23 protein-coding genes and 1 pseudogene are annotated in these 24,991 nt (G+C 43.2%); 14 read left to right on the plus strand and 10 right to left on the minus strand.

Annotation, left to right across the window (positions count from 1 at the left end):
• Nucleotides 1-180: 180 nt before the first annotated feature.
• Complete coding sequence (locus OFN91_RS03280; protein WP_270872113.1) at nucleotides 181-1,743, minus strand: inorganic phosphate transporter; 1,563 nt, start codon at nucleotides 1,741-1,743, stop codon at nucleotides 181-183.
• A gap of 207 nt (nucleotides 1,744-1,950) precedes the next feature.
• Here OFN91_RS03280 and OFN91_RS03285 point away from each other — a divergent pair, with 207 nt between their 5' ends.
• From OFN91_RS03285 to nuoN, 14 genes and pseudogenes are all read left to right on the plus strand, one after another.
• On the plus strand, nucleotides 1,951-2,340 hold the full coding sequence (locus tag OFN91_RS03285; RefSeq protein WP_270873265.1) for an NAD(P)H-quinone oxidoreductase subunit 3: 390 nt from the start codon (nucleotides 1,951-1,953) through the stop codon (nucleotides 2,338-2,340).
• Nucleotides 2,322-2,832: pseudogene (locus tag OFN91_RS03290) on the plus strand (NuoB/complex I 20 kDa subunit family protein). Before OFN91_RS03285 ends, OFN91_RS03290 begins: the two are co-directional and overlap by 19 nt.
• Complete coding sequence (locus OFN91_RS03295; protein ID WP_270873266.1) at nucleotides 2,832-3,629, plus strand: NADH-quinone oxidoreductase subunit C; 798 nt, start codon at nucleotides 2,832-2,834, stop codon at nucleotides 3,627-3,629. The pseudogene OFN91_RS03290 and the gene OFN91_RS03295 overlap by 1 nt, the downstream one beginning before the upstream one ends.
• Nucleotides 3,629-4,855, plus strand: coding sequence for an NADH dehydrogenase (quinone) subunit D (nuoD, locus tag OFN91_RS03300; RefSeq protein WP_270873267.1), 1,227 nt, complete (start codon nucleotides 3,629-3,631; stop codon nucleotides 4,853-4,855). The genes OFN91_RS03295 and nuoD overlap by 1 nt, the downstream gene beginning before the upstream one ends.
• Nucleotides 4,852-5,082 carry an NADH-ubiquinone oxidoreductase subunit E family protein gene (locus tag OFN91_RS03305; protein WP_270858441.1) on the plus strand — a complete coding sequence of 77 codons (231 nt, stop codon included), beginning with the start codon at nucleotides 4,852-4,854 and terminating at the stop codon, nucleotides 5,080-5,082. The genes nuoD and OFN91_RS03305 overlap by 4 nt, the downstream gene beginning before the upstream one ends.
• Entirely contained in the window at nucleotides 5,079-5,786 is a 708-nt protein-coding gene (locus OFN91_RS03310; protein WP_270873268.1) for a hypothetical protein, read from the plus strand. The genes OFN91_RS03305 and OFN91_RS03310 overlap by 4 nt, the downstream gene beginning before the upstream one ends.
• Entirely contained in the window at nucleotides 5,786-8,122 is a 2,337-nt protein-coding gene (locus OFN91_RS03315) for an NADH-quinone oxidoreductase subunit G (RefSeq protein ID WP_270873269.1), read from the plus strand. The genes OFN91_RS03310 and OFN91_RS03315 overlap by 1 nt, the downstream gene beginning before the upstream one ends.
• A complete protein-coding gene (gene nuoH / locus OFN91_RS03320) occupies nucleotides 8,115-9,110 on the plus strand; it encodes an NADH-quinone oxidoreductase subunit NuoH (protein WP_270873270.1) in 996 nt (331 codons plus the stop codon). Before OFN91_RS03315 ends, nuoH begins: the two co-directional genes overlap by 8 nt.
• Nucleotides 9,111-9,118: 8 nt before the next feature.
• Nucleotides 9,119-9,730: an NADH-quinone oxidoreductase subunit NuoI gene (gene nuoI / locus OFN91_RS03325; RefSeq protein ID WP_270873271.1), complete on the plus strand. Its 612-nt coding sequence runs from the start codon at nucleotides 9,119-9,121 to the stop codon at nucleotides 9,728-9,730.
• Nucleotides 9,727-10,266: an NADH-quinone oxidoreductase subunit J gene (locus OFN91_RS03330; RefSeq protein WP_270873272.1), complete on the plus strand. Its 540-nt coding sequence runs from the start codon at nucleotides 9,727-9,729 to the stop codon at nucleotides 10,264-10,266. Before nuoI ends, OFN91_RS03330 begins: the two co-directional genes overlap by 4 nt.
• Nucleotides 10,263-10,583, plus strand: coding sequence for an NADH-quinone oxidoreductase subunit NuoK (gene nuoK / locus OFN91_RS03335; RefSeq protein ID WP_270873273.1), 321 nt, complete (start codon nucleotides 10,263-10,265; stop codon nucleotides 10,581-10,583). Before OFN91_RS03330 ends, nuoK begins: the two co-directional genes overlap by 4 nt.
• Nucleotides 10,576-12,423 (plus strand): NADH-quinone oxidoreductase subunit L, encoded by a 1,848-nt coding sequence (gene nuoL, locus OFN91_RS03340; protein WP_270873274.1) that lies wholly within the window; start codon nucleotides 10,576-10,578, stop codon nucleotides 12,421-12,423. The genes nuoK and nuoL overlap by 8 nt, the downstream gene beginning before the upstream one ends.
• 8 nt (nucleotides 12,424-12,431) lie before the next feature.
• Nucleotides 12,432-13,955 carry an NADH-quinone oxidoreductase subunit M gene (locus tag OFN91_RS03345; RefSeq protein ID WP_270873275.1) on the plus strand — a complete coding sequence of 508 codons (1,524 nt, stop codon included), beginning with the start codon at nucleotides 12,432-12,434 and terminating at the stop codon, nucleotides 13,953-13,955.
• Nucleotides 13,945-15,426: an NADH-quinone oxidoreductase subunit NuoN gene (gene nuoN, locus OFN91_RS03350; RefSeq protein ID WP_270873276.1), complete on the plus strand. Its 1,482-nt coding sequence runs from the start codon at nucleotides 13,945-13,947 to the stop codon at nucleotides 15,424-15,426. The genes OFN91_RS03345 and nuoN overlap by 11 nt, the downstream gene beginning before the upstream one ends.
• Before the next feature lie 55 nt (nucleotides 15,427-15,481).
• On the opposite strand, the gene OFN91_RS03355 is transcribed toward nuoN, so the two are convergent.
• The 9 genes from OFN91_RS03355 to OFN91_RS03395 all read right to left on the minus strand — a co-directional run bounded on the left by OFN91_RS03355 (nucleotide 15,482) and on the right by OFN91_RS03395 (nucleotide 24,833).
• Nucleotides 15,482-16,696, minus strand: a complete 1,215-nt coding sequence (locus tag OFN91_RS03355; RefSeq protein ID WP_270873277.1) for a saccharopine dehydrogenase family protein — start codon at nucleotides 16,694-16,696, stop codon at nucleotides 15,482-15,484.
• A gap of 52 nt (nucleotides 16,697-16,748) precedes the next feature.
• Nucleotides 16,749-17,381 (minus strand): LysE/ArgO family amino acid transporter, encoded by a 633-nt coding sequence (locus OFN91_RS03360; protein WP_270858452.1) that lies wholly within the window; start codon nucleotides 17,379-17,381, stop codon nucleotides 16,749-16,751.
• Nucleotides 17,378-17,881, minus strand: coding sequence for a hypothetical protein (locus OFN91_RS03365; protein WP_270873278.1), 504 nt, complete (start codon nucleotides 17,879-17,881; stop codon nucleotides 17,378-17,380). The genes OFN91_RS03360 and OFN91_RS03365 overlap by 4 nt, the downstream gene beginning before the upstream one ends.
• A gap of 2 nt (nucleotides 17,882-17,883) precedes the next feature.
• A complete protein-coding gene (locus OFN91_RS03370; protein ID WP_270873279.1) occupies nucleotides 17,884-18,495 on the minus strand; it encodes a hypothetical protein in 612 nt (203 codons plus the stop codon).
• Nucleotides 18,496-18,589: 94 nt separating this feature from the next.
• Nucleotides 18,590-19,144, minus strand: coding sequence for a formate dehydrogenase FDH3 subunit beta (gene fdh3B, locus OFN91_RS03375; protein ID WP_270862929.1), 555 nt, complete (start codon nucleotides 19,142-19,144; stop codon nucleotides 18,590-18,592).
• Between the two features lie 10 nt (nucleotides 19,145-19,154).
• Nucleotides 19,155-22,076 (minus strand): formate dehydrogenase subunit alpha, encoded by a 2,922-nt coding sequence (locus OFN91_RS03380; protein ID WP_270873280.1) that lies wholly within the window; start codon nucleotides 22,074-22,076, stop codon nucleotides 19,155-19,157.
• A 9-nt stretch (nucleotides 22,077-22,085) separates the two neighbouring features.
• Nucleotides 22,086-22,289 (minus strand): twin-arginine translocation signal domain-containing protein, encoded by a 204-nt coding sequence (locus tag OFN91_RS03385; protein WP_270864785.1) that lies wholly within the window; start codon nucleotides 22,287-22,289, stop codon nucleotides 22,086-22,088.
• A gap of 193 nt (nucleotides 22,290-22,482) precedes the next feature.
• Nucleotides 22,483-23,172 (minus strand): hypothetical protein, encoded by a 690-nt coding sequence (locus OFN91_RS03390; RefSeq protein ID WP_270873281.1) that lies wholly within the window; start codon nucleotides 23,170-23,172, stop codon nucleotides 22,483-22,485.
• A 2-nt stretch (nucleotides 23,173-23,174) separates the two neighbouring features.
• Nucleotides 23,175-24,833, minus strand: coding sequence for a 4Fe-4S binding protein (locus OFN91_RS03395; protein WP_270873282.1), 1,659 nt, complete (start codon nucleotides 24,831-24,833; stop codon nucleotides 23,175-23,177).
• Between the last annotated feature and the right edge of the window lie 158 nt (nucleotides 24,834-24,991).

Below are 24,991 nucleotides of genomic sequence, written 5' to 3' on the forward strand. Positions count from 1 at the left end.
GTGAAATTCTCTGTAAGGGGGAGGGCGCGCTTTTTAGGAGACGCTACCCTCCCCCTTACCAACCCCCACCCCTGTAAAACCTTAGAAGTGGCTAAATTTAGAAAAACTGCGTTTTTCTAAATTTAGCTGATTTTATTTTATGGAAATGCTTCGCATTTCTCGTAACGCCAAATTTAAAATTTAAATCACATGCCTTAAAACTATAAACATCACCGCGGCTAAAAGCGATGAGGCGGGAAGCGTGATAATCCACGCTAGCCCTATTGGCTTCATCAAAGACCAGTTTGTGTTGCCATTGACCACGCCGATTCCCAAAATCGCGCCGATTAGCACATGCGTCGATGAAATCGGAAGCCCTAGCACAGAGGCTACCATGACTACGATTGCGCTAGCTAGCTCCGCGCTAAATCCAGAGGCAGGGTGTATCTCGGTCAGATTCGTCCCCACGGTGGCGATTACCTCTTTTCCTACAAACCAAAGCCCCACGATAAGCGCTACGGCAAACATTACCATGATTTGCGGCGGCACAGGGCTATCGCCGTTAATCGAACCACTCGCAAGTGTATCAAGTATCGCAGCAAACGGCCCTACGGCGTTTGCGATATCGTTCGAGCCGTGCGAAAAGGCAAATCCGCACGCTGTTAAGACCTGCAACCAGCTAAACATCAAAAATGTCGATTTATGCAGATCGGACCTGCGCAAAGTCTTGGCGAAAATAAACATCAAAAGCCAAGTTACCACCGTAACCATGCCGATAATTAGGTAGTTGTGAATATCGCTTAGCCCTAAATCTAAATTTTGCAATCCCTTAAAAATCAGCATTGATGAGATTACAAACGCCCCAATTCCTGCCACGGCTGGAATTCCAAATTCTAGCGCTCTATGCGATTTTAAGCCCTCTTTTTTCCTATCCAAATTTACGATTTTTTTATAATAATCGCTATCTAACTCGCTCGGATCGAAATCAGGGTCTTTCATAGCGTAGATATCGTGATTGACAGCCTCTGCGTAGGCGATTTTTTGGATATCATCGAGCGTTTCAAATGTTTTTTTGTGTAGTTTGCGAAGTGCCTTTTTTTCGCGTTTTATGCGGTCAATGCGAATTTGCGCGTATTTGTTATAATCCAAAATATAGTGCTTAATCAGCCAAAACACACCATACGAAATCAATCCTCCAAGAAGTGGCGATAGCACCCATGAGCTGGCGATTTTGCCGATTTTACCCCATTGCACTAAGCCTAGGGCTGAAATTTCAGGATTATTCATCAAAAATCCAAGCGTTACGCCAGAACCCACAATTCCGCCTACAATCGCGTGCGTGGTTGAAACCGGAAGTCCGTGCTTGCTAGCGAAAAGCAGCCACGCCCCAGCCGCAAAAAGCGCACTCATCATAATATAAATAAAATCGCTCGGGTGTATGTGAGAGCCGCCAAAATCAATAATCCCACTTCTAATCGACGCCGTAACCTCGCCACCAGCAATGATTGCGCCACTTGCTTCAAACACAGCCGCGATACAAAGAGCTTGCGTGATAGTCAGCGTCCCGCTTCCCACGCTTGTGCCAAAGCTATTTGCCACATCGTTTCCGCCGATGTTAAACGCCATGAAAACGCCCAAAAATACGGAGATTACGAAGATTAGCTTATTAGCATTTCCTATAAATCCAAAACCCCAAATAAAAAAATAAATCAGTGCGCCAAGAGTTATGCCGATTAAAAGGAGGTTGATTTTTTGTGTTTTCAAAATTTATCCCCAAAAATTTAAAAATAACCTTTCAATTCTACCCTTTATCCATTTAAAAAAAACTAAAAAACAGGGGCAAAATTTATATTGACATTTTTTATCTTTTTTCTTAAATTTTTATGAAAAAGCTTATTTAAAACGCAAAGTAAGATTTTATAAATCATAAAATGATAAAATTAAGCCAAATTTTCAAATTTAAGGTAAAAAATGTCAAGACTTCCAAACGATTCGTCATATTTAGGCATTTTTATTATGTTTATTTTGGCGTTTTGCGTGTTTTCACTCACCGTGAAATCAAGCTCGATTATCAGTAAAAAACTCGCCAATCGCAATGATGAGAGATTGAAAAATGATTTTTACGAAGCAGGTCCAGAGGCCGTAAAACAGCCAAATTCGATAAATTCACACTTTTACATAGTCGCGGTTTTGTTTATACTTTTTGATGTTGAGATTATCTTTATGTTTCCGTGGGCTGTGAATTTCAAACTCTTAGGCGCGTTTGGATTTGCCGAGATGATTTTATTCATCGCATTGCTTGGCGTAGGATTTGTTTATGCGTGGAAAAAAGGAGCACTTTCATGGCAGAGCACAAAATAGACTACACCAAAGAAAATGGCCTTCCTATCGTGCTCACCACTGCCGATAAGCTGATAAATTGGGGCAGGTCAAATTCGCTGTGGGCTATGACCTATGGGCTAGCGTGTTGCGCGATAGAGATGATGGCCTCAGGCGCTGGCAGGTATGATTTCGACAGGTTTGGGACGATTTTTCGCGCCTCAGCCAAACAAGCCGATGTGATGGATAATCGCAGGCACGCTTACGAAAAAACACGCCGAATTTACCCGCAGACTATACGACGCGATGCCCGAGCCAAAATGGGTGATTTCAATGGGTTCTTGCGCCAATACAGGCGGTATGTTTAACACATACGCTACGGTTCAGGGCTGCGATAGAGTGGTGCCTGTGGATATTTACCTGCCAGGCTGTGCGCCTAGACCAGAGACATTGCAGTTTGCGCTGATGATTTTGCAGAAAAAAATCCGCCGCGAAAGAGCATGTAGAACGCAAAAACCAAAAAGGCTAATTTGATGAGAAAATACACACCAAAGGGCGATAAAAGCGCGAAAAACTACTACAACGATAGATTTTTCGTCCCCAAAAAAAGTGAAAAATTTGACCCGAAAAATTCCAAATTTAGCGATGATTTTGAAAATTTATCAAATTTAGCCAAATTTGAAATTTTAAATGCTTATGTCGAATTTGATACCCTTGTAATTTACATACAAAAAGATGAAATTTTGCCTGCGCTTCAAGCATGCAAAGAGCTAGGATATGAAATTTTATGCGAGCTAAGTGGGGTTGATTTCATAGCTAAAAGCGGCGGAATCGAGGTTTTTTATCAGTTGCTTGACATACACAGAGCGCGCCGTATGAGAGCAAAATGCTTCGTAAAAACCGGCGAGTATCTGCCAAGCGCGACAGGTATTTTTAAAAGCGCGAACTGGGCGGAGCGTGAATTATACGATATGATGGGCGTATGGATTGCGGGCCACCCAAATTTGGGGCGAATTTTAATGCCAAATGACTGGTTTGGCCACCCACTTTTAAAATCATATCCACTCCAAGGCGACGAATTTGCCAAATGGTATGAGGTGGATAAAATTTTCGGGCGCGAAAGTAGAGAATTAATCGGCGAGGAAAACCGCGATTCGGCTATGGTTGATGACAAAGATACCTTTAATTTCTCGCGCATAAATCACGAAACCCCTTACGGCGAGGCTAGACCGAGCAAAGCTAGCGCGCAAGAATACCAAGAAACTGGCGGAGTTCGCTTCATCAAAAAGGCCAAACGCGGCGCACACAAAATCATAACAGAGAGAAAATAATGCAAAAACCGACCAAACTTAGACCATTTTTCGAAAATGCCGAATTTACGCGCGTTGGAGGCAATATGATACTAAATTTCGGCCCCCAACACCCTAGCGCGCATGGTCAGCTAAAATTAGTCTTAGAACTCGACGGCGAGCTAATCGTGCGCGCACGCCCAGAGGTTGGCTTCATGCACCGAGGCGTGGAAAAAATGGCAGAAAATATGATTTATAGCGAATTTGTGCCAGTAACTGATCGCATGGATTATATCGCAGCAAGCGCGAATAACTACGGGTTTTGCGCTGCTGTGGAGAAGTTGTGCGGTATCGAGGTGCCACGCAGAGCGCAGATTATTCGCACGATTTTATTAGAGCTAAATCGCATTAGCTCTCACCTGCTTTTTTTGGGCACGCACGCCCTAGATATCGGGGCTATGAGCGTGTTTTTATACTGCTTTCGCTCGCGCGAGCATGCATTGGATCTCATAGAAAAATACTGCGGCGCGAGGCTAACGCACAATAGTATAAAAATCGGTGGCGTTTTTGTGGATTTGCCTGAGCTTTGGTGTGAGGAAATGCTTAGCTTTTGCGATGAGTTCCCAAATGATATTAAAGAATTTGAAGATTTGCTAGATAATAATAGAATTTGGCTTTTGCGCACCCAAAATGTCGGTGTAATCTCCAAAGAAGACGCCCTAAATTTGGGCTGTTCTGGCGTCATGCTAAGAGCCAGTGGGCATAAATGGGATATCAGAAAAGAGGAGCCTTATCTCATCTACGACGAGCTAGACTTCGATGTGCCTTACGCTAACGCTGGGGATTGCTACGCTAGGTATAAATGCTATATCGCCGAAATGAAGGAAAGCCTTAAAATTTTGCGCCAGTGTGCGGGGCTGTATAAAAGCTCGCCAGCTGGAATTTTAGCCGATAATCCGGAATTTGTAAGCCCTAGCAAAGAGCAGATTATGACGCAAAACTACTCGCTAATGCAACATTTTGTCCTAATTACACAAGGGCTAAAACCCCCTGCTGGCGAGATTTATCACGCTACCGAGACCCCAAAGGGCGAGCTTGGATACTACATTTACTCCACAGGGGATTCGCGCCCGTATCGGCTCAAAGTGCGCACACCTAGCTTTTGGCACTGCGCGCTGTATGAGGAGATACTGCCAGGCCACTACCTAGCCGACGCAGCCGCGATAATCGGTAGTTCAAACATACTTCTTGGCGAGGTGGATCGATGAAACGATACGATTTGCGCCATTTACGGGGAAATTTCCTAAACCGCATGGGGGAAATTTTGAAAAACTCTGCCCCAAACGAGACTATGATTTTTATCTTTGAAATGGGCGAATTCGACCAAATCAAAGCCAGTGCAAACCTCGTGGAAGGGCTAAATTCGACACTTTTAAACTCACTTAGATACAACCAAGCCGACTGGATGATAGTCGCTAGAAAAGGAAAAAAATGAAAATACTAAATTGCGCTTCGTTGCTAAGATTGCAAGCACCAAATTTATGGGAAAAATTTAAAGATGATGAAATTTTAACCCTTTCTGCCCTGCAAGATGAGGGCTATGAAAATTTAATCAAATGCGAAATCGGCGCACAGGGCTATGTTTTGGCGCTTTTATGTATAAATTTGCCAAATTTGAGCGCCACACAGAAGGCGTTTTTTGAGGATTTAGACGATGCGTTTATGAGCGCAGAGAGCAATGTCGGAGACGAGGAAATCGAGGTTTTGAGCGAATTTTTGTGTGGTTGCGAAATCCTCATTATAGATGACGCTCTTATCGACACTCACAGCGATAAAGAAAATATCCAAACATTTTTATCGCTTTTGCAAGATGAGTATAAATTTAAAATTTTGCGCCTAAATGGCGAGGAATTTTGCCCACAAAAGCAAAATTTAAGCGAGCTAAAAGAGCTTGAAAACTTCGACGGCGCCGTGGTTTTTAAACACAGCCTCGATGATAAATTCGTCGGTGGGGCGTATTTTAGCATGGTCGCAAAGATCAAAGACGGCGATATGTGCGAGATAAGCACGCCAAATTTTAGCGTAAAACGCAAATTTGAGTTAGACGCAAATTTAAAAGGCACGGTCGCAAGACTTGGTTTTGGGGGAGAAAATTTCAGTGGCTATGACTTCGAAATAGCCAAAATAAGCAGGGTTTAATGGCAAAAATTACAATCGACGGGCAAATTTGCGAATTTAGCGAAGGGCAGAGCATTTTAGAAATCGCGCGCGAAAACGGGATTTATATCCCGACTCTATGCTACCTGCATGGCGCAACGCCCACGCTAGCGTGCAGACTGTGTATGGTCGAGGCCGATGAAAAGGTAGTATATAGCTGTAACGCCAAGGCAAAAGATGGCATGAGCGTGATCACAAACTCGCCAAATTTAAGCAAAGAGCGCAACGCCATAATGCAGGTTTATTGCATAAATCACCCATTAGAATGCGGTGTATGCGATAAAAGTGGCGAGTGCGAATTGCAAAACCTAACCCAGCAAATGCGCGTTAGCGCTCAATCCTTCGCCGTGGTTGATAGCGCGAAAAAAATCGAGGATTGGGGATTTTTGAGCTACGATCCTAGCCTTTGCATTGTGTGCGAACGCTGCATAAAAGCCGCCAAAGATCGCCTTGGATTTGAGGCTTTTAAACTAGTAGCGCGCCAGAGCGAGCCACTAAGTCCAAATTTAAAAGATAGCATGCCAAAAGACGCCTACGCCGTGCTAAATAAAATGCAAAAAAGCCTAATCGCGCGCGTTAGCGATGATGATGATTGCGTAAATTACGGCGAGTGCGCGGCCGCGTGCCCTACTGGCGCGCTAAGCGTGAGTGCGTTTAAATACAGCTCAAATGCTTGGGAGCTTCGCAAAATACCAGCCTCCAACCCGCACACGAGCGATTGCGAACTGCTTTTTTACGAGGTAAAACGCACTTCAATTTCCGAGCCAAAAGAGAAAATTTACAGAGTTACTAGCGATATAAATTTTGCCCCTCTTCACGCCGGGGCGCGCTTTGGCTGGGATTTTTCAAACGAAAATGCGCGCAAAGACGAAGTCAAATTTAATGAAATTGTAGAAAAAATAAAAACTGGCGTTATCAAAAATATCAAATTTAACAGCTTTATTACAAACGAGGAAGCGCGAATTTTAGAGCTTTTGCGTGAAAAATTTGACCTAAATTTGATAAACTTTGAAGCCAAAAGATATCAAGATTTTTTGCGAAATTTTAGCGAATATAGCGGTATGAAATTATACAGCGGGAGCGAACAAGCCGTGCGAAATAGCGATTTTATCGTGTGTGCGGGCAGTTTTTTGCGCTCGGACGCGCCAAATTTGGCTTATGCGCTAAATAACGCCCTAAAAGTGCGAAAATCGCGCGCTCTGTATTTTCACGCCATGCGTGATAGCGGGCTAGACGCATTTGGCAAAAATCTCATCTCATGCCAGCACAAGGCGGGTTTGGAAGCGCAAATTCTGCTATGGATTTTACAAAATTTTGGCGCACAAATGCCAGAGTGGCTGGATAAAAAACTGGGCGCAAATTTTGAAATTTCAGGCGAAAATAAAATTTCAAATTTCGCAAAAAACCTAAATTTAGACGAAAACGCCCTCCGCGAAATTTGCCAAAACGCCCAAAATCCCGCCCTAATCATCGGCGAGGATTTTATCAAGCACCCGCGCGCTGGTACCCTTGCGAAATTGCTTGGCATGGTTGAGCGATACACGAATTTTAGCGTCTTAATCATACCGCCTCGCACAAATAGCCTTGGCGTGGCGCTAATCTGCAACCTTAGCGAAAAGGGGGCTGGCGAGATTTTAGGATACAACGAGGACGGCAATTTTAAATTTGGCGTGAGTGAAGCGGATTTGCACGCGCCTAGCCTAGTGCAGCAAGAGGGCACATTTACCAATTACGACAAGCGCGTAGTGCCGACAAATGCGGCATTGGCATACGGCGGATACGAGCTAAACGATATCGCAAACGCCCTTGGCATTAATGCCACTTTTGCGATTTCATACACGCCAAATTTGGGCGAATATTTCGAAAAAATCAAATTTGATGATTTAGAGAATTTTTACGACAACTGCGGGGAAAATCACCGTGGATACGCTCTGCAAAACCGCCAAATTTCGCCAAATGCTGATAAATTTGACATTTTTGTTTCAGATGAGATTTGCGCTAAAAATGGCGAAATTTTAATATATGAAGCAAACCCGCTTCACCACTTTAACGCATTTACTGGCATTAGCGCAGGTCTTGGCGAAAGTGGCGCGATATTTATGCACCCAAGCATTGCAAAAGAGCTAAATTTAGCTCTAAACGATATGGTAAAAATCGAGTGCGAGAGCGAAAAAATCGTAGTCAAAGTAAAATTTGACAATGAATTTTGCGGAATTTATTTGCCGTATTTCGACGCAAAAATCCCTACGCAAAATATTTTTGTAAATTCGCGCTACAAGGCCGTGAAAATCGAAAAAATCGGAGGCAATAATGAGTGAGTTTGCCCTAAATTTCGCATTTACCTTTGCCAAATGTCTAATCATCATCGCTCTAATCGCCACAATGGCGGGCTTTGCGACATATATCGAGCGCAAGGTCATCGCCTATATGCAACGCCGATTAGGTCCTGCTATCGTGGGGCCTGCTGGCGTGCTTCAAGTTGTAGCCGATATGATTAAACTAATCACCAAAGAAGATACAATTCCAACGCATGCAAATAAGTTTCTTTATAAAATTTCGCCGATTATCTCAGCAGCAGCTGCGCTTGTGGCTATTAGCGTAGTGCCACTTTTGCCTGAATTTAGCCTTTTTGGGCACACTATTCGCCCGATTATCGCTGATATAAATGTCGCGCTTTTGTTTTTGCTTGGAGCTAGTGCTGCTGGCGTTTATGGGCTAGTTATCGGAGGTTTGGCAAGCTATAATAAATACGGCCTAATCGGCTCATTTCGCGCGTTTTTACAGCTAATTAGCTTTGAGGTTATTAATGCTTTAAGCTTAATTCCGATTATTATGATTGTGGGCTCACTCTCACTGATTGATATCGTAAATACCCAAAGTGGCGGGATTGAGAAGTGGTTTGTGTGGAAAGAGCCTGTGTGCTTCGCGCTATTTTTAATCGCTTCGTTTGTGGAGTGTAACCGCACGCCACTTTGCCTTACCGAGAACGAAACCGAGCTTTTAGCAGGGGCTAGCACGGCGTATTCTGGGCTAAGGGGCGGTATGTTTTTCATCGGCGAATACGCCAATATGATAACCTACTCTGTCGTAATCTCGCTCATATTTTTTGGCGGATACAATAGCTTTTGGTTTATTCCTGGCTGGGTGATGATAGCCCTTAAAGCGGGCTTTTTCTTCTTTTTGTTTTTATGGAGCAGAGCAGCATTTCCGCACCTGCGCCCAGACCAGCTAATGGCGCTTTGTTGGAAGGTTTGCATGCCACTAGCGCTACTTAGCATTTTAATCACTGGCATTGTGATTTTATAGGAAAGATTATGGGAATTTACAAAGAAATCGACAAACGAAAACCACTTTTAAATAACAAAGACAAATTTAGAGAATTTTTAATTCGCACATTTAGGGGCGAGCTTTTTGTGGGGCTTTGGGTCGTGCTTCGCCAAATGCTAGCCCGTGGCAATACACACACTCTAATCTATCCGCAAGAAAAATTTGATTTGGGATTAAGGTATCGTGGCGTGCATAGGCTAATGAGACTGCTAGAAAGCGGAAATGAGCGCTGCATTGGCTGTGGGCTGTGCGAAAAAATCTGCGTCTCAAATTGTATCGCCATGCAAACTAGCCTTGGAAGCGACGGGCGCAAAAAGGTCGAAAACTACTCCATAAATTTAGGCAGGTGCGTGTATTGTGGGCTGTGTGCTGATGTCTGCCCAGAAATCGCAATCGTGCATGGAAGCGAATACGAGCTAGCAAGCGAACAGCGGGCGTATTATGGATTTAAAGAGGATTTTTTAAGCAGGGGCGAGGATTTGTGCTTGGTAGAATCAAATAAAGAATTTGAGGGCTATGGAAGCTTGGACGCGAACGCGGGAGTGCGCGTGAAGCGCACGCCTACTGCGTATTTTAGCGATGAAAAGGAGAGCTTATGATAGAGGCTTTTGCGTTTTATTTTTTCGCAATCCTTACCTTAGGGCTTTTTAGCGTGAGCGTGTTTTCGCGAAATTTGCTTTATGCTATGAGCGCGCTAGCTGGTGGCATGATATTTTTGAGCGGATTTTTCTTTTTGCTTGGGGCTGAATTTTTAGGCGTAGTGCAAATCATAGTCTATACGGGCGCAGTAATGGTGCTGTATGGGTTTTCGCTTATGTTTTTTGACGCTAGCAAAAATGTTAAAGAGAGCGCAAAACATGCCAAAATTTTCTACACCTTAGCCGTTTTTATCGCGCTTTTGCTAGTGCTAATCATCTCAGGTGCGCTCATCGCAAATGACGCGCCAAGCCTTAAAATCCCAAATAGCGACAATATCCAAGCTATCGGAACTCTGCTTTTTACGAAATATTTGCTGATTTTCGAGGTGGTCGCCATAATGCTACTTGTGGCGATGATTTGCGCTATCGTGCTAACTCAGAAGCAAATGGATATTTGCCAAAGCTACGAAGAGAGCGCGATAAAGGAGGAAGCATGAGCCTAAATCACTATTTAATCGTGGCAAGTCTTATGTTTGTTTTGGGGCTTGTGGGGGTTATGAAAAGGCAAAATTTAATAATGCTATTTTTCTCAACCGAAATTTTGCTAAATTCTGCAAATTTAGCCCTTGTGGCAATCGCTAAATTTCACCAAAATTTAAATGGCGAAATTTTCGCCCTTTTTATCATCGCAATCGCTGCTAGCGAGATTGCCGTGGGACTAGCGCTTTTGATTTTGTGGTATAAAAAAACAGGCAGTATCGAAACAGATAGTTTTGTAAATTTTAAAATTCCACGCGGAGAAAAAAATGCTTGACACTATGTTTTTTTGGCTATTAATCGCACTTTTTGCCCCGCTAGTTTCGGCAATTTTCGCTGGGATTTTTATCAAATTTAGGGATAAATTATTCGTAGGCGTCATCTGCTCGTGCCTAATAGTGCTTAGCACAATCGCTTCGCTGTGGCTAGTGGAATTTGTCCTGCAAAACGGCGGTATGGACATTGCGCTAGCAAATTTCATAAGCGTGGGCGAACTAAATATAAAATACGGCGTGATGATTGACTCTCTTAGCACGATTATGGCGATTACCGTGGGGATCGTAAGCTCCGTGGTGCATATTTATTCGATTTATTATATGCAAAATGACCCGGGATTTGCCAAATTTTTCGCTTATCTTGGACTTTTTGTCTTTTCAATGCTAGTTTTGGTGCTAAGCGATAATTTTATCGGGCTTTTTATCGGCTGGGAGGGCGTGGGGCTTTGCTCGTGGCTACTAATCGGCTTTTGGCACGATAGGGATAATAACAGCTGGTGCGCGAATGAAGCCTTTATCATGAACCGCGTAGCCGACCTTGCCATGCTACTTGGAATTTTTGCGATTTATCTAAATTTCGGCTCATTTGCCTATGATGATGTCCTAGCAAATGCTAGCAGTGCCGATAGGGGCGCACTTGCGCTCATTGCTGCATTGCTTTTCATCGGTGCTATGGGCAAAAGCGCGCAGTTTCCATTTCACACATGGCTAGCTGACGCTATGGCAGGACCGACGCCAGTTTCTGCTCTAATCCACGCTGCGACTATGGTTACGGCTGGCGTTTATTTGGTGATTAGAGCAAATTCTATCTTTGCGCTCGCCCCTGATGTGGCGCAAGCTATCACCTATCTTGGAGCGTTTGTGGTGATTTTTGCCGCGTCAATGGCGTGCGTGCATAATGATCTTAAAAAAATCATAGCCTACTCTACGCTCTCACAACTTGGCTATATGTTCGTAGCAGCAGGGCTTGGGGCGTATGCTATCGCGCTTTTTCACCTTGTAACTCATGCGTTTTTTAAATCGCTTCTTTTTCTTGGGGCTGGAAATGTAATGCACGCTATGGCGGGCAAACTAAATATCCAAAAAATGGGCGCGCTGGCTAAATTTATGAAACCTAGCCTTGCGCTTATGAGTATCGGTTCGCTAGCACTTTGCGGATTTTATCCATTTTCTGGATTTTTCTCAAAGGATAAAATTTTAGAAACTGCCTTTGCCAGTGGGGCGCACTTTATCTGGGCGGTTTTGTTTTTTGGCGCGATTTTGACTACATTTTATAGTTTTAGGCTTTTAATGCTTGTCTTTTTTGGCGATAAAAAATACGACCACCACCCGCACGAAGCGAAGTCTTATGCCCTGCTTGCAATGAGCGTTTTGGCAGTTTTGGCGATAATTTGTGGCTTTTTCGCGCCTGAGTTTTACGGCTTTGTGGGCTATGTCTTGCCAAGCTTTCATAATGAAATTTCGCACAACACCGAAATTTTACTAATCGCCTTAACGCTAGGTGCTATTAGCGTTGTGGCAATCGCTACAATTTTTGCGTATAAAAACGCAAAATTTAGCCCAAATTTGAAAAATTCTAAAATTTACAAAATTTTAAGCGCGCAGTATTTCATACCGCAATTTTACGACATTTTCATAGTGGGAAGCTATAAAATCATAAGCCAAATTTGCGCCAAAATAGATAGCGCGATCATTGATAGCATTGTAGATCTAATCGCCAAGGCGCTACTAAAAATGGGCTTTGCGCTCCAAGGCGCAAACGACGGGACAAATTTGGGCGCAAATTTGAGATTGATGATTTTTGGCTTTTTTGTGCTTTTGGTTTTAGTATTTTTGATTTAAGGTAGATTATGGAGCATTTTTTAAGTTTAATTATATTTTTCCCAGCCGTCGCTGGGGCGCTTGGGGTTTTTATCGATGAGCGGAGCATAAAAACTTATGCTGTGATGATGAGCCTGATAGAATTTGCGCTTTCGCTCTTTTTGCTGGCATATTACGAGGGCGGGACCTCGTTTAGCACCTCGGTAAGCATAATTAGCGCGTATGGGATAAGCTATTTTATCGGCGTAGATGGGATTAGCCTATTTTTGGTGATTTTAAGCACGCTAATGACATTTTTGGCCCTAATTAGCCTAAGCATAAGAGAGAGGGTTAAAAATTTAATCATCTCGGTTTTGTTTTTAGAAATGACGATGATTGGGGTGTTTGTCGCGCTTGATGCGATATTATTTTATATATTTTGGGAGCTCTCTCTTATCCCAATGCTCTATATCATCGGCGCGTGGGGAAGCGGGCGCAGGATTTATGCTGCGGTGAAATTTTTTATCTACACATTTTTTGGCTCTATGTTTTTGCTCGTGGGGCTAATCGCAATGGCGTATTTATACTACAAATCCACTGGCGAGTTTAGCTTTAATCTCATCGCATGGCAGGGGCTAAATTTGCCAATAAATGCGCAAAATTTGCTATTTTTGGCTTTTGGGATTGCTTTTGCGATAAAAACGCCGATGTTTCCATTTCACACTTGGCTACCTTACGCGCACGGACAGGCCCCCACAATCGGCTCTGTTTTGCTAGCGGCTGTTTTGCTAAAAATGGGAACTTACGGCTTCGTGCGATTTTCATTGCCACTTTTCCCTGATGCGTGCGTGCATTTCGCCCCTTTAATGTGCGTTTTGGCGGTAATTATGGTGATTTATACTAGCTTCATCGCATTTGCGCAAAAAGACATAAAACAAGTCGTCGCTTATAGCTCTATCGCTCACATGGGCGTGATAATACTAGGCATTTTCTCGCTTGGAAGCGAGGGCGTTAGCGGGGCGATATTTTTGATGATTAGCCACGGAATCACCTCTGGCGGGCTTTTTATGCTTGTGGGATTTATCTATGATAGACGCCACACAAAGCTGCTAAGCGAGTTTGGCGGACTTGCCAAAATTATGCCAGTTTATGCCTTTTGCTTTGGCGTGGTTTTATTTAGCGGGATTGGACTTCCGCTTACGATTGGATTTGTGGGCGAGTTTTTAAGTCTGCTTGGCATTTATAAAATCAGTTTTTCGTATGCGCTTTTTGGTGGATTTGGTATAGTTATGGGGGCGATTTATAGCTTAAATTTATACAAAAAAACATTTTTTGGCAAAATTTGCGTCGAACAAAACAAGAACTTAAAAGATTTGAAATTTAGCGAAATTTCAAGCATTGTTCCGATTTGTGTTTTGTGCATTTTCCTAGGTGTCGCGCCAAATTTTATGCTTAGTCGCATTTCGCCAAGTGTGAGTGAAAATATCGCTCTCATGGCGCACAACGCCCAAAATTTAGCCACCAAAAACTATATAGAAAAAGCAAATTTCAAGGCGGTGATAAATGCAAAATAGTCTTTTAAATTTAGCCGTAATCGTGCCAATGGCGATTTTGTGCGTGTTTGCGCTACTGATTTTAGCACTTTGCCTTTTTGGGCGCAAATTACCCCAAAACTTCTACGCCATAATCACACTTTTAGCCCTTATTTTGGACTTTGGCTTCGTTTTTGGATACAGCGGGGGTGCAAGAGGCTTTTTCGATATTATGTTAGTTGATAATCTAGCAATTCTTGCAACCCTCATAATTTTGGGTTGTAGCGTGTTTTATATCTGGCTAAGCCTTGGGACTAAAAGCGCGCACGAATACAGCGTGGCGGAGTTTTTCGCCATTTTTCTTTTTATGATTTTAGGGTATGAATTTATGGTATCAAGCGAAAATTTAATGATGATTTTCGTTGGATTAGAGACCTCATCGCTAGCACTTTATACACTCATTGCCATGCACAACCGCGCGCGCTCTGCTGAGGCTGCGCTCAAATACTTCGTAATGGGCGCGCTAGGTTCAGCGTTTTACGCATTTGGCGCGGCGCTATTTTTCCTAATCACAGGCTCGTTTGAAATTTCGCAAATCGCTATGATTGCGCAAAATTCAGGCCTTAGCACGAGCGCGGCTCTGTTTGGCGCAAGTGCATTTATGATAGCTTCTATCGGCTTTAAGCTATCGTTTATCCCATTTCACGCATGGATTATGGACGCTTACGAGGGCGCTAGCTCAGCCCTTAGTGGCTTTATGTCCGTCGCGCCTAAAATCGCGGCCTTCATTGTAGCAATTAGGCTTTTTGAAGCATTGCAAAACATAGGCGTAGCGTGGCTTAACTCGATTTTATACGCAATCGCCGTGCTTACAATGAGCGTGGCAAATGTCATGGCACTAGTCCAGCACGATGTCAAACGCATGCTTTCTTACAGCGCGATTAGCCACGCTGGATTTGGGCTTTGCGCCATAGTTATCGGCACGACGGAAGCAAATTTAAGCCTTTTTGTTTATTGGGTTTTATACGCAATGGCGAATTTAGGTGCGTTTGCTGTGCTTTGGAGCGCAAGAGAAAAAAGGGATTTACACGGCGTCGGTAGCGAAATTTGGAGCCGTTTTGAGTATCCATACGAGAAATTTAACGGCCTTATCCACGCATTTCCACTGCGCGCGATTGCTCTGGCTATTTTTATGCTGAGCCTCGCTGGGATTCCGCCGTTTGGGCTGTTTTGGGGCAAATTTTACTTGCTTGGCTCTGCTATTAGAGGCGAATTTTACGGCTTGGCTGTGATAATGGCGGTAAATAGCGCGGTTGCGCTGTATTATTATCTGCGTTTAATCGTGTGTATGTTTTTGTGCGAGGCGGACTTTCGCTCGGCTAATTTTCGCGCCGCACTGCGCCAAAGTAGCGCGCCGATAAATTTCGCCGTGGCTTTATGTGCGGTTTTGTGCGCTATAATGCCGTTTCTTGTGGATTTTATAAGTAGTAGTATGGGTAAGGTTTTGCTTTAAATTTAAAATTTTGGCTCAAATTTGAGCCAAAATTTAGTGAATTTGTGGGCAAATTTTACTCTGCCACCCTAGTTTCGTTTGGATCCATTTCGATGATTTCCCATGGTAAGCCTTGGCGATTTAGCTCGTCCATAAATGGTTTGGCATCAAATTCTTCCATATTAAATACGCCTTTTCCGCTCCATTTGCCAGTTGCTATCATCATCGAGCCAATCATCGCAGGCACGCCTGTGGTGTAGCTAACAGCCTGTGCGCCAGTCTCTGCGTAGCACTCTTCGTGGTCGCAGACATTGTAAATATAAACTTTTCGCGCTTTGCCGTCTTTGAAGCCTTTTATCACGCAGCCGATATTTGTTTTGCCTTTGGTGCGTGGTCCTAGACTTGCAGGATCTGGCAAAAGTGTTTTTAGGAATTGAATCGGCACGATTTTCATGCCGTTATGCTCGACTTCGTCAATGCGAAGCATACCGACATTTTCTAGGCAACGCATGTGCGTAAGATAACTTTGCCCAAAGGTCATAAAAAAGCGAATTCGCTTTAAGCCTTTGATATTTTTAACCAAACTTTCCATTTCTTCGTGATAAAGCAAATAGCTATCTTTCACGCCGACACGCGGATAGTCCCATTTCATCATTATTTCAAGCGGTTTTGTGGTGATCCACGAGCCATTTTCCCAGTATCTGCCATTGGCTGATACTTCACGCAAATTAATTTCTGGGTTAAAATTTGTCGCAAACGCGTATCCGTGGTCGCCTGCGTTGCAATCAAGTATATCAATCTCATTTATTTCATCGAATAAATAATGCTCGGCATAAGCGCAAAATACATTTGTAACACCCGGATCAAATCCGCTTCCAAGAAGTGCGGGAATCCCTGCGTTTTTAAAATCATCATTTTTCGCCCATTGAAGTTTGTATTCAAAGTGCGCGGTGTCTGGGTGCTCGTAGTTTGCGGTATCGATATATGGGATTCCCGCTTTCAAACAAGCGTCCATTAGTGTGAGATCCTGATACGGCAAAGCCACATTTAAAAGCAAATCTGCCCCGATTTCTTTGGCGAATTTTGCCACGGCTTCCGTGTCATCAGCATCGATTTTGGCTGTCGCGATCTCTACGCCAAGGCGCTCTTTTATAAATTTAGCAATCTCATCGCATTTGCTTTTGGTTCTACTAGCAAGAGTTATTTTGGTAAAAACCCCAGAATTCATCGCACATTTCACGGTTGCTACGCGGCTTACTCCACCTGCTCCGATAATCAAAATATGGCTCATTTTTCTTCCTTTAAACAAAATTTGCAAATTCTATCAAAAACGCACTTAAAAGCTAAATTTTAAACAAAAATTCCGCTATCAAATACGCCATATAGACCATTATCACGCCCACCACGCTATCTATGATCCGCCATGCTTTTTCGTTCGCAAAGAGCCCAGCAAGCGCCCTAGCAGCGTATCCTAAGCTAAAAAACCACGCAAAGGATACCAAAACCGCCCCGCAAAAAAACCAAATTTTTAGCTCGCTTGGCACGGGAGCTGATGTCGAGCCGATAACGACGATAGTATCCAAATAAACATGCGGATTTAGCACGGTTACGGCTAGGGTTTTTAAAACCACCGGAAGCAGTGAGGCATTTTTGGCGTTTTTGATTTTAGCAAAGTGCGAGCCTTTGTATGCGCTACGAAATGAGGCTAGCGCGTAACTTAGCAAAAACAAAATTCCACTCACACCCAAAATCAGCGTCAAAAGCTCGTTTTTAGCGAAACTCTCGCCCACGACAAAGACGCCAAAGCCCGTAAAAACGATATCAAGCAGGGTGCAAAGCGCGCAAACGACGAAAATATAGCTTTTGGCTAGGCCTTGCGAGATGACAAAGATATTTTGTGCGCCAATCGCCACAATCATCGATAGCATGAGCCCAGCCCCGCGCAAAAATGCGCTGGTGATGGCTGGGTCTATCATTTGCGTTTGCCGTGTTTTTTAGAATTTGCGCTAGGCTCTTCGGGTTCGTTTTCAAAGCCCATTTTAGCGCGCAAAATTTTATTTATTTCATAGATTGAGGTTTCGTAGATATCTGGCATCGTAGCCTCTGTATCAGTATAAAAATGCAAGAAATTATAAGTATCGTCCAAATCCAGAGCGCGCTTGAATTCGAAATTTAAAAGCTTAACCTGCTTTTTGCCAGCGGTGAAAGTTTTGACATTGATATTTTTAATATCGGCGAATTTAAACTCACACTCGCGCTCATTTATGACGATTTTTAGGGCGTCATCAGTGATTTCGATATATTTTTTGCTAAACATTTTTTTCAGACAAAACAGCGCGCTCACGGCACAAGTCGCTGACATAAAAAGCGCGATCCCGCCATATCCGATATGATACAAATATCCGCCACAAACTGCCAAAATAAGGGCAGCGACTAAGGTTGCTCTAACTGGTTTTTTATTTTCGTTTATTATCATTTTTACCTACTTAAAATTTGTTTTATATGTTCGTAAATTTTATAATTAAATGCGTCGATTGCGCGCGATTTTGACAAATTTGAGCTACTATTTTGATAGGTCAAATTCGTAGTGTAATCCTGCCAAACCTTGCCATTTTTCACGCTGATTAGCAAGCCAACCTGCGCGTCATAGAGCCTTTCAGGCACATCATCATACCATGGATCATAAAACATCGGAAATCCCATACCTACGCCCCAGTGGCTGTGTCTATGACCTCTGCCGCCACCAAAACCAAAGCCAAAACTAAACCTAGGCCTTGCATAATAATCCCCACCAACGCTTAGCAAGCGAAAATAATTTATATTTCCACCCACCTTAATCGTGGCGTCTTTTTCGTTTTTTACTACCACAAATCCGTCTTTTACCAGATACTCGCTCACAGCCGAGGTTAGATTTAAATCACTCGTGCTGGTGTTTGTAAAACTCACGCTGATGAATTTTTTCTCTGGCATTTTGGTGATAAAAATCGGCTCGCTCGTGCGCACGATCCCGCTATTTACCGGCGCTTTTGCGCAACCTGTAAAAAACGCAAAAATACAAATCGTAAAAACGCTTAAAATTTTAATTTTCATCAAATTTCTCCGAAAAAATTTCAGAGATTGTAGCAAATTTAGGATTAAGAATTTATAGAATTGAGAAATTTTGGGAGATTTCTCTCCCAAAATTTTATAAATTTGTGCCCCGAGTAAGCACGCGTTTGCGATAAACTTCCGAAACTTTCGTGCTATCTCCGACTAAAAGCGCATTTGTGCAACAAATCGCCGCGCACATTGGCACCTTACCCTCAGCTATACGGTTTTGGCCGTATTTGTGAAGCTCAGCACTAGAAAATGTCTCCTCGGGTCCGCCTGCGCACATTGTGCATTTATCCATTGCGCCTTTTATACCAAAAGCGCCATCTCGTGGGAATTGCGGCGCACCAAACGGACACGCATACAAGCAGTATCCGCAACCGATACATTTATCTTTATCATGCAAGACAATCCCGTCAGCCCTGATATAAAAGCACTGCACCGGACAAACCTGCGCACACGGCGCGTCTGTGCAGTGCTGACATGCGATCGAGCTAGCCACCTCTTTGCCAGGGACGCCCTCATTTAGGATTAAAACCTTGCGTCTATTAATGCCCACAGGGACTTCGTGCGCATTAGAGCAGGCCACTTGACAGCCATAGCATGCGATACATCTTTGGACATCTACATAAAATTTCATTCTTCCCATTATCTACTCCTTACGCTTTTTCCAAACGGCAAAGTCCGGCGTTAAATTCCGAAATTTGCGTATTTATATCAAAGCCGTAATTCGTGATAGTGTTCGAACTCTCACCGATGACATAAGGTTTCGCCCCCTCTGGATAGCGCGAGCTTAGATCCACGCCCTGCATAATTCCAGCGAAGTTATACGGCAACACTATGCGATCTGGCGTAACAGAGTGCGAATATATACATTTGACCTTGATTTTCGTGCCTTGTGGCGAGTGTATCCACATCATCGCCCCATCAGCTATACCATAATCTGCCGCTAGTTTTGGATTGACATGGGCAAACATCTCTGGCGTGATTGCTGCAAGGTATTTGCTAGTGCGCTCTAACATACCAGCACCGCTTAAATTTACAAGTCTCATCGAACTCATAATCGTAGGGAAATCCCTGCTCCAATCCTGCTTTTTCTGCTCGCTGATAAATTTAACCTCGACACGGAAATTTTTAGCCTGATCGTCAAATGTAGGGTATTTTTCTACCAAATCCCAGCGTGGAGAGTGCAATGGCTCTCTGTGTTTAGGGATAGGATCGGCAAACTCCCAGACTTTCGCCCTAGCCCTTGCGTTTCCACAAGGACAAATTCCAAATTCACGCGCTTTTTGGTTGATAATTCCGCTATAATCATCACTCCAACTAGGCCCCATTTTTGCTTTTTCTTCCTCGCTAAGCGTGATTCCTAGCATTTCTTCGATATTATCTTTTAGCAAATGCGCATGTCCGCCAGAAATTTTCGCTCCCGGCAAAGTTATGCCCTCGCCTGCTAGCTGTGAAACGCCGTCGTGCTCTAAACCAAAGCGATTTCTAAATCCCATACCGCCCTTTTCATAAGGTTTGCTTAAATCATACAAAATAGGCGTGCCTGGGTGCTTAATGTCCCAGCAAGGCCACGGAAGTCCGAAGTATTCGCCCTCGACTTCGCCACCAATTCCCATTAGCGTATCAGGATCGAAAAATTCCCAGTTTCTTTGGTGTCGTCTTAATCTCTCTGCGGTTCTGCCTTGTGCGCCGATACTATGACCGCACCTTGCGATCTCGTTTGTAGCGTCATCTGGCCAGATGAAAGGCTCGTTATCGGCTTTTACCTGCTTGATTTCGCCATTTACGACTTCCATTTTCATACCGCGAGTGTATTCATCATAAAAGCCAAATTTTTTGGCGAACATAAACATTATCTCGTGGTCTTCCTTGCTCTCATAGATTGGTTTGATGACCTGAGTGCGCCACTGACCAGTTCTGTTTGTAGCCTGCAAATGCCCCTCTGTCTCAAACTGCGTGCAAGTAGGAAGGACATAAATGCCGTCCTTCCTATCGCTTAAAATCGCGACTTCGTTTAAGAAAGGCTCGGCTACGACAAGCATATCTAGCTTATCAACAGCTTGTTGAATTTTGGTCAAATGCGCCATAGAGGTGATTCCTGTTCCTTGAACCCAAAGCACGCGTAAATTTCCGCTTGAATATGTTTTTTCCTCTTTTAGCACGCCTTGCCACCATTTAGAGAGCGAGTAACCTTTTTCATTACGCCAAGTTATCTCTTTCTCGGCATTTGGATCGACATGGAAATACTCATCAAAATTTGTTCCAGCAACTTTTCCGCCTTGTTTTGGCTCTTTAATGGTCGTAGCGAAGCGTTTGACAAATGTATCAAAATCCACGCCCCAGCCCTTGCAGTAGTGTTTCCACGCCGCATCGCCTAGTCCATAATACATTGGCAAAGTATCAGCCAAATCGCCCATATCGGTTGAACCTTGGACATTATCATGACCACGAATAATATTCGTTCCACCGCCCGGTTTGCCCATATTTCCTAAAACTAATTGCAAAATAGAAAGAATTCTAGTATTCGAGCTACCAACAGAGTGCTGAGTGATACCAAGAGCCCAAATCAAAGTAGCTGGCTTGGTCGTAGCAAACATTTTTGTAAATTCGAGCAACTCTTCAATCTTACAGCCTGTAACATTTGCTGTCTCTTCTGGCGTCCATTTTTCGGCCTCTGCACGAATTTCATCGATTGCATAAGATTGATTTGCGATGACATCTTTATCTTCCCAGCCATTTTTGAAAATCAAATGCAACATACCATAGACAAATGCAATATCTGTGCCAGGGCGGATTCTGATATACATATCAGCCTTGGCCGCAGTTCTAGTAAATGCGGGATCGACGACGACGATTTTCGCGCCGTTTCTATCTTTGGCTTGCAAAGCGTGTTTCATACCACCAACTGGGTTTGCCACGGCTGAATTTGCACCGATGAAAAGTATCATTTTTGAGTTTGCTGCCATATCACCGAAGTGATTTGTCATAGCGCCATAACCCCATGTATTCGCCACACCGGCGACTGTTGCGCTATGTCAAATTCTAGCAACATGGTCTATATTATTAGAACCCCAAAATGCTGCAAATTTTCTAAAATAAAATGCCTGTTCGTTGCAAAATTTAGCTGAACCTAGAAATTCTACGCTATCTGGACCATCTTCTTTTCGCACTTCTAGCATTTTTGCTGAAATTTCATTAACTGCTTGCTCCCAGCTTATGCGTTCCCATTTGCCACCAACTTTTTTAAGCGGGTATTTTAAACGCATTTTTGACTTGGTTAAATCGATTTGATCGATTCCCTTACAGCAATGGCTTCCCTGCGAAATCGGGTGATCTACCGCCATATCTTGGCGAATCCAAGTGTTTGTGCTCTCATCGACCTGTGCGATGATACCGCACCCTGCCGAACAAATCGAGCAAACCGTCTTTTTATAAACCGAATTTGGAAAAGGGTTTTTAATCTCTTGCTCCGTCGCCTCGCGAAGTGTGTCGTTAGCTCCAAACGCACTTACGCTAGCACCGCCCAAAGCAGCGAGTTTTAAAAACGACCTTCTGCCGATCGTATTTTCACTCATAATCTACTCCTAATACGCTACTTTGTAGTATTTTTGCCACGCTTCACTTTCAAAGTAAAGCACCTCTTTTTTTGGTGATTTTCCGCGAACTGTGTTTGGTTGGGGAGTGTCTTTATCACCGTTTGCACTAGCTACGCTAGCAGCTATACCTACGGCACCGACGGCGCCGACTTTTAGAGATTTTTTGAGAAAATCTCTGCGTTTGCTTTGCATAATCTCTCCTTTAAAAGGAAATTTTATTTTAATCTTTGTCGTAACGCCTGCTACATATCTTAAAATAGCTGATATTAACGAAAAGTTAATAATAAAGCGGTTAAAAATAAAATTATAATTTAAGATTAATTTTATTTTAAGAAAGGCTAAAATTCGGCGAATTTAGCCGAATTTCGCCAAAATTTTAGCGAATTTACTCGTCAAATTCGAAATTGTGCTTCGCGTTTTTGAAATTTCCACGATAAAGCTTAGCATTAATTGATTCTTTGGCGATATTTTTATCTTTTTGCGGTTTTGGCAGGGCCAAAAGCGAACGCTCCAAAGCGAAAAAACTCTCCATAATCCCAGCCAACGCCCTAAAAAATTTCGAACTCTTATGCTCTTTTAAAAGCCCCATAAAATGGTCGCAAAACTCATTTATCACGCTTGCAAAAAGCTCGGTTGAAAGGAAAATATTTCCGTTTTGCGCCTCCGCCTCATCGCGCAAAAGCGAAGATTGCAGATAAAAAATAAATCCCACGAAATCCTCGCTATCCTTGCAAAGCTCGCTGTTACGGCGAAATTTGCTCTTTTTAAGGGTGTTTGTGATGAGGATTTTCATTCTGCCCTCGTCCCTGCCCTCGTCGTAAAAACTAGCCGTCGTCGGGACATTGACAAAAGAAAAATCAAACAAAACATCGTTTTGCTCGCGCCTAAACTCCTCAAAACTAAAATTTTGCAAAATTTCAAAATTCCCAGTGTCGCTTTCGCTAATCGGCGATGATTTCAGAAATTCGAGTTGCTCTTTCCACAGGCTAAATTTAGCCCCGTTTTCGTAGAAAAAAAACGGAATTGCGAAAAATTCATAATAATACGACCTAGCCTTAATCAAATTTAAATCCATTTTCAAATCTCCTCTTGCATTTGCTTTAAAATCATAATTTTCGCCTTGCAATCAGCGCAACAAAACAGCGTTTTTGCCTTATCCGCGTCGTCTGCGAAGTGCGCGCTCATCAAATTTGCGATTTTCATAATCGCCTTTTTTGTGGCAAATTTTTTGCCACACTCGATACACTCAAACAGCTCGTCGCGGGCTAAAATTTGATACTCGAAAAACTCTTTTTTAAGCTCTACGCCACACAAATCAAGCGCCATTGTGTCCTTTTCGGCGCAACTTCGCACGCAGTAATCGCACCCCACGCAAAGCGAAGCGTTAAATTTGAGCGAATTATCGCTTTTATCGGCAAAAAGCGCGCCTGTGTTGCACGCGCCCGCGCACGATAGGCACAGCGTGCAGGTTTGCTCGTTTATGCTGATTTTAGCGTGGCTTTGCGACGCGCCGTTTGCAATCACGCCGTAATCGCCCTCGCCCACCATAAATGCCATGCGAGCTGAGAAAATTTCAATTTTGCTCAAATTTGTCTCATTTAGGCTAAATTTCCATTTTTGCCCGCTTTTAGCCAAATTTAGCGCAGTTTCAAGCCCCTTTTTATCGCTAGCCACAAACACTCCCTGCACGCCATAAATCTCCATTGTAACGCTATTTATGAGATTTATCGCATCTTTTGTAGCTTCGCAAATCTCGCCCTCAAAAAGCACAACCTGCGAGCCTGTTTCTTGCATTATGCTAAGCAGCGAAATTTCATCTAGCTGAAATTTAGCGAAAATTCCAAATGGAAGCACACCGCATGGCAAACTCACGCCCGAAATCTCGCCAAAACTCGCCTCATGGGCAAGAAGCGGAATTTTGCCGGCGTAGAGTTTTGCCATTTGGCTAATCGCAATCGGTGGCTGTTTTGACGAGCTAATCGCGCCTGTGGGGCAGATGCTCACGCACATACCACAGGCTATGCAATCAATATGCGAAATTTCAAGCTTGCGATTTTGCTCATCTTTCAAAAGTGCCACGCTAGGGCAAACCTCCACGCATTTAGCACACAGCTCCACTCTCCTGCCCTCGTATTGACAGAGGTTTGCGTTAAATGAAATGTTGTTTTTGTAAGTGTAAATCGGCGATTTTTCGGATACGAGAGCTAGAATTTCATCATCATTTAGCCCTGCGATTTCATAGCAACCACTTTGGCGAAGTTGATAGCTTTTTGCATTTTCTACTAGGAAAAAATCGGCCTCAACCTCGTATTCATCGGTGTTACTTAGCACGCTTACACTCAAATCCCCAATCCCACCATAGACGAATTTCACCTCAGCGTGTCTTAGGCAAATCACCTTGAATCCAGCGTTTTTGAGCGCATTTACACTGCTTTTGCGCTCATTATCGCTTACGAAAATTATATTTTTTCCCACTGGTTTTTGATAGACATTATCCGCGCCATAATCAAACATCACCGCCTTTGCTTCGTATAAAATTTCAACATTTCTAGCGATTTGAAGCATTTCATCGTTTGTGGAATTTATATAAAAATTTATCTCTGGCGCGTAAATTTCAGCCTTTAAGCTAGGCGAATTTGCCACGACAAAGTGTTTTTCGCTATCAGTGCAAACCTCTATGCTATCGCCTAAAATGGCCTCTTTTACCCCCTTAGGGCTAAATCCATATTCGCTCATTTTCTATCCTAAAAACAAAATTCGCATTTTTTACACTCATTTTCTAAACAATCGTTAAATGTAAATTTAAACTAAACATAAGTTAAATTTGTAATTTTTTTGGCATGTTAAATTTTAATAAAAATAGTGATAAAAATGGTCCGTAAAAACAAAATTTA

It is taken from the genome of Campylobacter sp. JMF_08 NE1, assembly GCF_027737875.1.
Lineage (GTDB): Bacteria > Campylobacterota > Campylobacteria > Campylobacterales > Campylobacteraceae > Campylobacter_B.